Source organism: Parasphingomonas puruogangriensis (assembly GCF_036663635.1).
GTDB lineage: Bacteria > Pseudomonadota > Alphaproteobacteria > Sphingomonadales > Sphingomonadaceae > Sphingomonas.
In genome coordinates this window covers 79,529-91,393 of the sequence record NZ_JAXOJI010000011.1, presented here as the reverse complement: position 1 = coordinate 91,393, position 11,865 = coordinate 79,529, and the positions used below count along the sequence as shown (strand labels likewise).

At 65.2% G+C, this 11,865-nt stretch carries 7 protein-coding genes; 4 read left to right on the top strand and 3 right to left on the bottom strand.

The window, feature by feature from the left end:
* Positions 1 to 321: 321 nt before the first annotated feature.
* Positions 322 to 819: a hypothetical protein gene (locus U1739_RS20005; protein ID WP_332710374.1), complete on the top strand. Its 498-nt coding sequence runs from the start codon at positions 322 to 324 to the stop codon at positions 817 to 819.
* Between the two features lie 144 nt (positions 820 to 963).
* On the opposite strand, the gene U1739_RS20000 is transcribed toward U1739_RS20005, so the two are convergent.
* From U1739_RS20000 to U1739_RS19990, 3 genes are all read right to left on the bottom strand, one after another.
* A complete protein-coding gene (locus U1739_RS20000) occupies positions 964 to 1,530 on the bottom strand; it encodes a hypothetical protein (RefSeq protein ID WP_332710373.1) in 567 nt (188 codons plus the stop codon).
* Between the two features lie 571 nt (positions 1,531 to 2,101).
* On the bottom strand, positions 2,102 to 3,721 hold the full coding sequence (locus U1739_RS19995) for a choline dehydrogenase (protein ID WP_332710372.1): 1,620 nt from the start codon (positions 3,719 to 3,721) through the stop codon (positions 2,102 to 2,104).
* A 49-nt stretch (positions 3,722 to 3,770) separates the two neighbouring features.
* Positions 3,771 to 4,352: a TetR/AcrR family transcriptional regulator gene (locus U1739_RS19990; protein WP_332710371.1), complete on the bottom strand. Its 582-nt coding sequence runs from the start codon at positions 4,350 to 4,352 to the stop codon at positions 3,771 to 3,773.
* A gap of 121 nt (positions 4,353 to 4,473) precedes the next feature.
* Here U1739_RS19990 and U1739_RS19985 point away from each other — a divergent pair, with 121 nt between their 5' ends.
* The 3 genes from U1739_RS19985 (at position 4,474) to U1739_RS19975 (ending at position 11,781) form a co-directional block, all read left to right on the top strand.
* A complete protein-coding gene (locus tag U1739_RS19985) occupies positions 4,474 to 5,727 on the top strand; it encodes an acetyl-CoA C-acetyltransferase (protein ID WP_332710370.1) in 1,254 nt (417 codons plus the stop codon).
* Positions 5,727 to 7,265 (top strand): acyl-CoA synthetase, encoded by a 1,539-nt coding sequence (locus U1739_RS19980; RefSeq protein ID WP_332710369.1) that lies wholly within the window; start codon positions 5,727 to 5,729, stop codon positions 7,263 to 7,265. Before U1739_RS19985 ends, U1739_RS19980 begins: the two co-directional genes overlap by 1 nt.
* A gap of 271 nt (positions 7,266 to 7,536) precedes the next feature.
* A complete protein-coding gene (locus tag U1739_RS19975; RefSeq protein WP_332710368.1) occupies positions 7,537 to 11,781 on the top strand; it encodes an autotransporter outer membrane beta-barrel domain-containing protein in 4,245 nt (1,414 codons plus the stop codon).
* Positions 11,782 to 11,865 lie beyond the last annotated feature (84 nt).

Here is an 11,865-nt window from a genome sequence, read left to right as displayed (position 1 = left end):
TCAGGCAGGAAAAGCTGCTGCCGCCGATCGCAACCTTCGATGAAACGCCCCATCACCGGCCTCCCAAATCAGACCATGATCATAGCATATCAGCGCGTTTCCACACAGCCTCCACCAGTTTTCGCCGTTCAGGGGGGGGCGATCGGGCGTCGCTCTGCTCAACAGCCGCCCGGTCCGCTCCTGGCGCGAAAAGCGGCCGGCCTGCTGGGCGAAGGACCTGCTTTTCCACCGGCGCTTGAAGGACCATAATCCACGTAGTGATGGGTTGCCAAGCTACAGGCAGCTCAGCGAAGCTCGACGGAACGAACCGAGTGCGGACGGTTGGCGGCTTACATCCGCATTGGCGGCGCTTTGCGGGCGCACAAGGTTATCAAAGGAAAGCGGCCGGCCCGCTCCGCTCCGCATCGTACATACCCCTCTGCCGAAAGCCGCCGCTCCGCCCAGTGCTGGAATACCCACGATCCACCGAACGCGACCGGGACTAAGATCATTGCCGCCACAGCGATCCTGTTACCGATCCGTCCGACGACGGCGTCATTGCGGAAGACGGCCGGCGTTCCCCATATCGCCAACGCCGCAAGGATCGGCATCAACGTCAATATTCCGACGTCACCACCCGAAATCCGCACCTCCGCCGCACCGGTCCGCCACGCGACAAAGGATGCCGCTATGGAATTTGCCAGCAACCATCCGCAGATAATCGATAACGTCCATCCGATGCCGGCCATCGTCAACGCCGCACGGCGCCGCTCGCTCGTCATCGCAGCGTCGGAAAGCGCGGAAGGTGTTTCCAGACCATGTCGCGGATATGTCGCTTGACCTCGGCAATCGCCGCGTCGCGGATCAGCATCGCATCGTCGGTGGCGGAGAATTAATTGGCGATCGTGTGCCAATTATCTGCGTAACCCTTCCAATGCTTGTCGGCGACGGCCTGCGTCATTTTGCCCGTCGCGACCGCTTCGGTCAGCCGCATGCGGACCAGCATGTCACGATCGGCAATGACGATTTGATCGGTCTGCTCGGTCGTCGGTGCCCCTCGTCCCGCTTGGCCCTGCCTTCCACGATCCGGAACAGGCGCGGTTCGGTACCGCTGACCATGAAGCTTTCACCCTGCCATGTCACCGGCGGCTCGCCCGCCGCAAGCCGATCTAGACAGCTTTCGACAGGAACCGAGTCGGTGAGGCGGCGCTGTGCGACCGAAAACAGCCGGATCCATGACTCCCGTCCGTTGCTGCAACGCTTGCCACCGTTCTTGCTGCCATAGCTGTCGAGCACCGCGACGACTCCGCCGCCCTCGCCGATCCGTTGGACATCGTGGTAGAGGTCAGGGTCGACGCGCTCGGCCGCGATCGGGAATCGGATCTGCGTCTTCGCGCCGCCGTCCCCATGGGTGTAGATGGCAGTGGCGCCGGTTGCCTCAATCGCATCCGAAGCCAGGATCGTCACCGTCCCCGCGGCGGGGTTTTGCGCGACGCCGTCGGCTGAACCGCAGCCGGCAACGGCTGGAAAGATGGCCGCCAAGGCCAGCATCGCGGTGGCTCTCATGAGGACAGGCTAGACCGAGCCGATCCCTTGAGAAAGCGCAAACTGCACGATCAATAGCGCAGTGAAGCCAGTCAGCTGGCCACTGGAGCGACCAAACTCGTGGACCGCTGTTGCGACGTTGAACCAAAAGCAGACCGTCAGCTTCCCACCGAGACTGTGTGAAAACATTTCGTCGCATCCGAAACGAGCAGTATTAGAATTAGGAGCTAGCCTGTTACGCAAAGGTTGAATCAGCCGCCGGCCCATCTTGGATCATTGTTGCGGCCGCCGCCTCAGGGTTTGCGTTCTCACACAGCCTCCACCAGCCCAAGCGGTTTTTCCGTTGGCCCTTTCATGCGATCAGGTCCTTGAAGCAGAGGCAACCAGCCATATCAGCTAACCGAGCATTGATGCGCTCGCCTTCGCCGAGGCGGCAGAGGTTGAAGCGCCATGTTGGGTCAAGCATGTATGTAGGTCCCTTCGGGGGAGGGGTTGGGGTGGGAAGTCACGCAGACGTTGCGTGTCGGCACTGCCCCGCCCCCAACCCCTCCCCTGCAGGGGAGGGGCTTTGTAGCGACTAACCCGCCCGCGCGAGCCGCGTGCCACGCAAGATATCCGCGGCATGTTCCGCGATCATGATCGTCGGCGCATTGGTGTTGGAGCCGATCAGCGTCGGCATTACCGAGGCGTCGATCACCCGCAACCCCGTCAGGCCCCGCACCGCCAGCGTCGCGTCGACCACTGCCAGCGCGTCGCCGTCCGCCCCCATCCGGCAGGTGCCGACCGGGTGATAGATCGTCTCGGCCTTGCGCCGCACCCAGGCGTCGATCTCGTCGTCGCTTTGCACCGCCGCGCCGGGCGACAATTCCTCCGCGCGATACGGTTCGAGCGCCGCTTGCGCGGCCACGTCGCGGCCGATCTTGACGCAGTCGCGCATCACCCGGCGATCCTCCGGCGTGGCGAGATAGTTGGCGAAAATCGTCGGATCGGCGAACGGATCGGCCGAGCGCAGCCCGATCCGCCCGCGGCTTTCGGGGCGCAACTGGCACAGATGCAGCGTGAAGCCGTCCGCCTTGGCGTTGGTCCGGCCATGATCCTGCATGATCGCCAGCACGCCGTGAATCTGCACATCGGGCCGCGACAGGCCTTCGCGGGACGAGACGAATGCCCCCGCTTCGAGGAACTGGCCGCGGCCATGGCCCTTGCCGCGCAAGGCATAATTGAGCCCCACGCCGATCATGCCCAGCCCCTTGGTCAGCGCGTGCGCGGTGCGCAGGCCACGCGAGCGCCAGTTCATCACCACGTCGAGATGATCTTGCAGATTCTCACCCACGCCAGGCAACTCATGCACCGTCTTCACCCCCGCTTCCGCCAACCGATCGGGATCGCCGATGCCGGAAAGTTGCAGGATGTGCGGCGATTGCACGGCCCCCGCGCACAACAGCACTTCGCGCGCCGCGATCGCCGTGTTGGCGCGCTTGCCCTTGTCGAGCAGATAGTCGACGCCGGTGGCGCGGCCTTGCTCGATGCGGATCCGCGTGGTGCGGGCGCCGGTGAGACAGGTCAGGTTGGGCCGCGCCAGGACCGGACGGAGATAGGCCGCGGCGGTGCTCCAGCGCTTGCCATCGGCGATGGTCAGATCGTAGCGGCCGAACCCTTCCTGCTGCGCGCCGTTGAAATCGTCGGTCACGGGATAGCCGGCCTGTTCGCCCGCCGCGATCAGCGCGGCGTGGAACGGGCTGTCGGATTCGCCGGGCGAAATGGTCAGCGGCCCCGATCCGCCGTGCAGCGCGCAATCGCCGCGATGATGCCCTTCGAGCCGCCGGAAATACGGCAGCACGTCGTCGAACGACCAGCCAGGCAGCCCCATCTGGCGCCACTCGTCATAATCCTGCGGGTGGCCACGCGTATAGACCATGCCGTTGATCGCCGAACTACCGCCCAGCCCTTTCCCGCGCGGCCACCACAGGCGGCGATTGTCGAGCTGCGGCTCCGGCACGGTATAGAAGCCCCAATTGCTGGCATTCTTGTCCTTGAGCAGCGTGCCGACGCCGGCCGGCATGCGCACCAGCACGCCATCATTCTTGCCGCCCGCCTCGAGCAGCAGCACGGTGACCGCCGGGTCTTCCGTCAGCCGCGCGGCCAGCACGCAGCCGGCCGACCCTGCCCCGACGATCACGTAATCGTAGCTTTGCATCCCGTCTCCTGTCCGCCCCGCTTGTGCGGGATCGTTGCCGTAGAAAAACCTATCGTTCGCAGAGTAACGTCAGCAGGCCGTCGCGCAACACCGACCGGCCCATGCCGTCGGGCGGGTGGACCTCGCCCAGCCCCGCGGCGAGCAAGGCGAACGCGCGGATTCCGGCCTCGACCGGGGAAAAGCCATGCGCCACCAATTGCGCGGCCAGGAAAGCCATCACCTTGTCGTCATGCCGGCGAATGGCGGCCGCGGCGCGCGGATCGCTTTTCGCCCAAGCGCGCATCGCCAGCGCGAGCTGCGCCATGTCGTGCTTGTGGACATGATCGGCAAAGGCGCGAATCCGCTCCACCGGCGCCAGCGGCGATTCCGCCAGCCGCGCCAGCAGCGGATCGATCTGCGCGCTGGCGAAATACTCCGCCAGCGCCGCCTGGTAACCGTCGAAATCCTTGAAATGATGGTAGAAGCTGCCGGTCGAGGCACCCAAAGCGTCGGCCAGCCGGCGCAGTTTCAGCGCGCGCAGCCCACCGCTTTTGAGCAGCGCCTGGCCGATCTGCAGCCAGTCGCGTGGCGCCAGGTCGGTACGCGCCGCGCCGCGCGCCGGCGCCACCGTGGCAAAGGCCGGATCAGTCACCGATACGCCGCTTGACAAAGTCCATCTCCATAACGAATGTTACGCCACAACGAGGCCCATGACAATCGGGCACAGGCGGTCGCCCGTCCTAGCCCGGCGGCGCGCAGACAGGGAGAGAGATGTGGCCGACGCACTGATCATCGACGCCGTCCGCACGCCGCGGGGCGTCGGCAAGCCCGGCAAGGGCGCGCTGGCGCATATGCATCCGCAGCATCTCGCCGCCACCGTGCTCAAGGCCATCGCCGAGCGCAACCAGCTCGACACCGCCGATATCGACGACATCATCTGGTCGACCTCCAGCCAGCGCGGGACGCAAAGCGGCGATCTCGGGCGCATGGCCGCGCTGGATGCCGGTTACCACGTCAAGGCCAGCGGCACGACGCTGGATCGCTTCTGCGGCGGTGGGATCACCGCGGTCAATTTCGCCGCGGCGCAGATCATGAGCGGGATGGAAGATCTCGTCGTCGCCGGTGGCACCGAGATGATGTCGCTGACCTCCGCGATGATGCAGGAGGAGATGGCGGCGGGGAAGCGCCCGATGGGCATGGGATCGGGCAATGAGCGGCTGGCGCAAAGCCACCCGCAATCGCACCAGGGCATTTGCGGCGACGCCATCGCCAGCATGGAGGGGATTTCGCGCGAGGCGCTCGATGCGCTCGGGCTCGAAAGCCAGCGCCGCGCCGCGGTGGCCATTGCCGAGGGGCGGTTCGACAAGAGCCTGGTGCCGGTGACCGACGCCAGCGGCACGGTAGTGCTGGAAAAGGACGAATATCCCCGCCCGCAGACCACGGCCGAGGGGCTCGCGGCGCTGCAGCCATCCTTCGCGGCGATGGCCGACATCCCGCTCGACGCGCAGGGCACGACGTTCCGCAGCCAGATCAATCAGCGTTATCCCGATCTCAAGATCGAGCATTTCCATCATGCCGGCAATTCCTCCGGCGTGGTCGACGGCGCCGCAGCGGTGCTACTGGCCAGCGAGTCTTATGCCAGGGAGCACGGCCTGAAGCCGCGCGCGCGGATCGTGGCCATGGCCAATATGGGCGACGACCCGACACTGATGCTCAACGCCCCCGTCCCCGCCGCGCGCAAAGTGCTGGCCAAGGCCGGGCTCACCGTCGACGATATCGATCTGTGGGAGATCAACGAAGCGTTTGCGGTGGTGGCGGAGAAGTTCATCCGCGATCTCGGGCTCGATCGCGCCAAGGTCAACGTCAATGGCGGATCGATCGCGCTGGGCCATCCGATCGGCGCGACCGGCGCGATGTTGATCGGCACGATCCTCGACGAACTCGAGCGCCGCGATCTCAAGCGCGGGCTGGTCACGATGTGCGCCGCGGGCGGGATGGCGCCGGCGATCATCATCGAGCGCATGTGATGCACCCCGTCCACCACGCCGCCGCCACGCCGGACAAAGCGGCCTATATCATGGCCGCCACCGGCGAGACCGTCACCTACGGCCAACTCGATGCGCGCGCCAACCAGGGCGCGCATTTGCTGCGCGCGCTCGGGCTCAAGCGCGGCGACGGGATCGCCGTGCTGATGGACAATTCGGCGCGCTATCTGGAAGTGATGTGGGCGGCGGAGCGCACCGGCGTCTATTGCACCTGCCTGTCGTCGAAACTGACCGCCAGCGAAGCGGACTATATCCTGCGCGACGGCAATTGCCGCGTGCTGATCGCAAGCAAGGGCTGTGTCCCGGTCGCCGAGGCGCTGCTGCCGACGATCGCCGACGTCACGCGCTATATGGTCGACGGCACGATCGACGGTTACGAGTCGTATGAAGCGGCGCGCGACGCCATGCCGGCCACGCCGATCGCCGATCCCGTGCCGGGCGGCATCCTGCTCTATTCCTCCGGCACCACGGGCAAGCCCAAGGGCGTCAAGCATGCGCTATCGGAGGCGCCGTTCGCCACCGATGTCTCGCCACTCGTGATGCTGGGCAAGGGGCTGTACGGCTTCGGGCCGGACATGGTCTATCTCTCGCCAGCGCCGCTCTATCACGCGGCACCCTTGCGCTGGTCGATGGCGGTGCAGCAGACCGGCGGCACCGTGGTGGTGATGGAGCGCTTCGACCCCGAGGCAGCGCTGCGTTATATCGAGCAGTACCGCATCACCCACGCGCAATGGGTGCCGACGCATTTCATCCGCTTGCTCAAACTGCCCCCCGAGGCGCGCGCCCGCTATGACGTCTCGTCGCTGCAGGCGGTGTGGCATGCCGCCGCACCCTGCCCGATCCCGGTCAAGCAGGCGATGATCGATTGGTGGGGGCCGATTATCGGCGAATATTATGCCGGCACCGAAGGCAACGGCTTCTGCGCCATCTCCAGCGCCGAATGGTTGACGCACCAGGGCTCGGTCGGCCGCAACCTCACCGCGCAGACCAAGATCTGCGACGATGACGGCAACGAACTCCCGCCACGTGCCGAAGGGACGGTATATTTCGCCGGCGGCGGCGTGTTCGAATATCACAACGATCCCGACAAGACCGCCGAAGCCGCCAACGCGCATGGCTGGACCACCCTGGGCGATGTCGGCTGGCTCGATGAAGAAGGCTATCTCTACCTCACCGACCGCAAGAGCTTCATGATCATCTCGGGCGGGGTGAACATCTACCCGGCGGAGATCGAGAATCTGCTCATCACGCATCCCAAGGTGGCCGACGTGGCGGTGATCGGCGGGCCGCACGAGGAGATGGGCGAAGAGGTCATCGCCATCGTCTGCCCGGCCGACCCCATGGCGGATCGCGCGCAGCTCAGCGCCGAACTCAACGCCTTCGCGCGCGCCAATCTCAGCCATGTGAAGGCGCCGCGGCGGATCGACTTTCGCGCGGAATTACCGCGGCACGAAACCGGCAAGCTCTACAAAAGATTGCTCCGCGACGAATATTGGGCCGGAGCGGCGCCGACGGCCTGAGCCGACGGCATCGCGCACCGATGCCGATCGCGATGCTGTGAAAGCCGTGCCGTAACCGCCGGGGAACAGCGCGGATCTGCTTACCGACGACGATATGGATCGGGGTGCCGCTGGCCCCATAGTATCGGCACGATGACGCTTTGTGACATCGTTGTCCGGATCGCATGGCGCGATCACCGGAAAGTTCCACTGAAATTGAACCGCTTAGTGCATTGACGACATTTGTTAAGCTGGTAGTAATATTGTCATATAAGAATCTCAGGGAGGATATATGACAGCGTTTTGCAAGGGCAGCGAGAGCTTTGCCCGGCGTCTGCTTACCAGCACCGCGCTCGTCGCCGCTGCAAGCGTAGGCACGATGATCGCATCGCCGGCGTTCGCCCAGAATGAATGCGGCGCCACGGTCGAAGGCACGGTCACCTGCCCGGCATCGGGCAATCCCTATCCCAACGGCATCACCTATTACACACCCCCGGTCGATCCCCTGCAGGATCCCGGCCTCGATCCCACCGTTGCGGTCTACGATCTGACGGTCAATCTTGGCGACGGCGTGGCGATCGCCAGCGGCGCTAACCCAGGCGTCGCGATCATCGGCTTCAACGACGGCGCGGCGACGCTCAATTCGTTCGGCAACACGACGATCACCGTCGCCGGCACCGGCGCGACCGGCGTCATCGGCAACACCAGCACCGGCGATCTGACCATCAACACCGACAGCATCTTCGTCGATGGTGACGCCTCGCAGGGCATCAACGCGGTTAGCGATTCGGGTGCCATCACGATCGACGCGGCGTCGATCGCCGCAACCGGCGACTATACGACCGGGATCAGCGCCAATTCCTACACCGGCGACGTCAGCATCACGGCGGGCGACATCAGCGCGACGGGCTATTACGCCACCGGAATCACCGCCACGGCCGTGAACGGCGCGCTGACGATCGACGCGGGCAGTGTCACCACCGATGGCGATTATGCCGATGGCGTGCTTGCTCTCTCCTTCGGCGCGGGGACTACGGTCGATGTTACTGTGGACACCATCTCGACCAACGGCTTCGGCGCGGACGGCGCGATCGTGCAGGGCGACGACGCCAATCTGACCGTCGGCGATATCACCACGACGGGCGATCAGGCATTCGGCGCGGTTGTTTACGGCACCGGCGCGGATGCCGGTGCGACACTGACGGCCACTGGCCTGATCTCGACCTCCGGCAACGACGCAACGGGCGTGTTCGTCAAAGGATATTATGGCGGCGATGCCACGGTAACGGTCAACGACGTTTCGACCACCGGCGACGCGTCGCCGGCCGTCTATGCCAATGGCTATAGCGCCACCGTCACCGTCAATGGCGATGTCTCGACCACCGGGGCGGATTCGCAGGGCGTGTACGCGATCGCCGTCGGTGACCAGGCAACCGTCACCAACGCGGGCACGATCACCACCACCGGCGAGTATTCCACGGCCGTGCGAGTCATCTCGCTGGGCTATGCCGATGTGATCAACGACGGCACGATCTCGACCGCCGGTACTGCCAGCACCGGCGTCGACGTGTTCGGCTTGTACGACGTATCGGTCACGGGCACCGGCTCGATCGCGACCAGCGGCGACGGCGCTAGCGGGATCGAAGCCTATAGCTATGGTGGCGGCGTCACCATTTCGCAGGCCAGCGTGACCACGACCGGCGATTTTGCCACCGCGATCGATACCGAATCGGGCGGCGGCGACACGCTCATCGACGTCGGCACGATCACCACCAGCGGCACGTCTTCCGACGGCATTAACGCGGTGGCGCCTTATGGCGGCGCGATCGACATCACGCATGGCGCGATCACCACCTCGGGTGATGGCGCGTTTGGCGTCTATGCTAAAGGCCTGGACGATATCAGCGTGACGGGCACTTCGGTGACGACGACCGGCTATAACGCTGCGGGCGTCTATGCTGTCAGCATCTACGGTGATGTGGCGATCGACGAAGGCACGATCAGCACGGCGGGCCGCTATTCGCCGGGCATCGTCGGCGCATCCTATTTCGGCAACGTCTCGATCACCGCGGACGACGTCACCACCACCGGCGACGATTCGAAGGGCGTGTACGGGATCGCCGTTTTGGCCGGGAATACCGACATCACCGTCGGCAACGTCACGACCAGTGGACAATATTCGATCGGCGTCGATGCCCAGGCTTATGGCGATGCGTCGGTCACCGTCACCGGCACGGTCGCGACCAGCGGCTATGCCGCCACGGGCGTTAGTGTCTATGCGGGGGGCGCCGGTACGGTCACCAATAATGGCACGATCCGCACCAGCGGCGACGAAGCCAATGGTATCGACGTACAGACGATCTATGGCGACGTCGTCATCGCCGGCACTGGCAACGTTGCCACCACCGGCGACTTCTCCACCGGCATCTTCGCGCGCACGTATTACGGCACGATCGACATCACCGCGGGCACCGTCACGACGGGTCGTGCGGCGGGCATCGACGCTTATGCGTCGCAGGGCGTGTCGGTCACCGCCGGCACGGTGCGCACCACCGGTGACGATGCCAACGCGATCAACGCTGGCGGCTTCTACAGCGTCGATGTCACGGTCGGCACGATCAGCACCACCGGCGCCAGCGCCGACGGCATCAGCGCGGTAAGCTTTGGCGGCGATCTCGATATCAATGCCGGCTCGGTGCTGGTCAGCGGCGCCGGATCGACCGCGATCCGCGCCTTCGGCTTCGGCGGTGGTACCGATATCGCGGTGACCGGCGCGGTCCGCTCGACCCAGGCGACGGCGATCAACATGATCGCTGCCGGCGCTGGCGGGGCCGGTGGCCCGGCGGTCGGCGATCCCGCGCTTGACGGCATCGCCCGCCTGACCGTCTCGGCAACGGGATCGGTGATAGGCGGCACCAATGCGGTGACCAGCAACGCGCTGAACGCGACGCAGATCACCAATAACGGCTCGATCGCCGGCGGCACCGGCTATGCCATCCAGGCGATCGGTGGCGCCGCCACCATCGTCAACAACGGCAAGCTCAACGGTCGCCTGCTGCTCACCGACAATGCCGACCGGCTGACCAATACCGGCACCTTCACGCTGATCGGCAGCAGCGATTTCGGCGCCGGCGCCGATACGCTGATCAATAGCGGCACGGTACGGCTTGCCGGGGCGGCGACGACGCAGGCCGTGACGCTGGCCAGCCTCGAAACCTTCACCAACTCCGGCCTGGTCGATCTGCGCAACGGGCGCGCCGGCGACACGCTGACGATAGGCGGCTATTCCGGCAGCGGCGCCGCGACGCTGGGGCTGGATCTCACCTTCGGCACGACCACCGCGACCGTCGATCGGCTCAACCTGACCACGGCGACCGGCAGCACGCAGGTCGTGCTCAATCCGCTCAACGGTCCGGCCATCCTGATCCCGGCGACCACGATCGTGCAGGCCAGCGCGGCATCGTCGGCAACCGCCTTCACCATCGACGGCGGCTCGCAGTTCAACGGGCTGATCCAATATGGGGTGATCTACAATCCCACTGCGCTCGCTTACCAGTTGGTCAGCGCGCCGAACGCCACCGTCTATCGCCAGGCGAAGCTCGGCGAAGGTCTGGCCTCGGTGTGGAACCGCTCGGGCGATGCGATCACCGCGCATCTCGCGGCGGGTCGCGATGCCGGCTGGGGCAGCCCGACCACCGACGCGTCGGGTCGCTTGTGGCTGCAGATGTTTGGCGAAGTGAACAAGCGTGACGAACGCCGCAACTTCGCCTTTAACGGCTTGGTGCAGAACAATGTCGATACCGGTTATCGCCAGGATGCGTTCGGTGGCCAGATCGGCTTCGACGTGGCCGGCGGGGCCAGCGACACGGGCGGCTTCACCGTCGGCGTGTCGGGTGGCTATCTCAGCTCGACGATGAACTTTGCCGGCAATGACCGCTTCGAGATCGATGCGGTCAACGGCTCGGTCTATGCCGCCTTCCAGGCAGGCGGGTTCTTCCTCAACGGCTTGGCCAAATACGACTATGCCTGGATCAGCACCCGCGGCAACGCGCCGCAGGTCAATTTCAACCTCGATACCAAGGCCAATACCTGGGGCGGCAAGCTCGAAGCCGGCTTCCGCGCCGGATCGGACAGCTTCTTCTTCGAGCCAGCCGCCAGCATCGCCTATACCCGCACGGATCTCGACGGTTATGGCACGCTGGGTGGCAGCTTCGACTTCGATAACTATACCGGGCTGCGCGGCAAGGCCGGCGCGCGGATCGGCGGCACCTCGTCGCTCGGTACCTCGTCCAAATTGGTCTTCTATGTCGGCGGCGCGGCGGTGCACGAGTTCAAGGGCGAAAACCGCGTCGATTTCACCAGCGGCGCGCAGACCATCTCGATCGCCAATGATCGCCTCGGCACCTACGGCCAGGGCACGATCGGCCTGAACATCGTCACCGCCAGCGGCGTCACCGGGTTCATCGAAGGCCACGGCGAATATGGCGACAGCTATAAAGGCGGCGGCGGCCGCGCCGGTATCCGGATCAAGTTCTAAGATCTTGGCACCTTAGGGTTTCAACCCTAGTCAAAGGGCCCGCGGCGTGACCACCGCGGGCCCTTTTTTGTCCCCCACCGACGT

What these genes read in the sequence shown, in the direction of transcription:
- U1739_RS20000 (WP_332710373.1), bottom strand. Translation starts at nt 1,530, where the DNA reads ATGCTGGCCTTGGCGGCCATCTTTCCAGCCGTTGCCGGCTGCGGTTCA.
- U1739_RS19995 (WP_332710372.1), bottom strand. Translation starts at nt 3,721, where the DNA reads ATGCAAAGCTACGATTACGTGATCGTCGGGGCAGGGTCGGCCGGCTGC.
- U1739_RS19980 (WP_332710369.1), top strand. Translation starts at nt 5,727, where the DNA reads ATGCACCCCGTCCACCACGCCGCCGCCACGCCGGACAAAGCGGCCTAT.
- U1739_RS19975 (WP_332710368.1), top strand. Translation starts at nt 7,537, where the DNA reads ATGACAGCGTTTTGCAAGGGCAGCGAGAGCTTTGCCCGGCGTCTGCTT.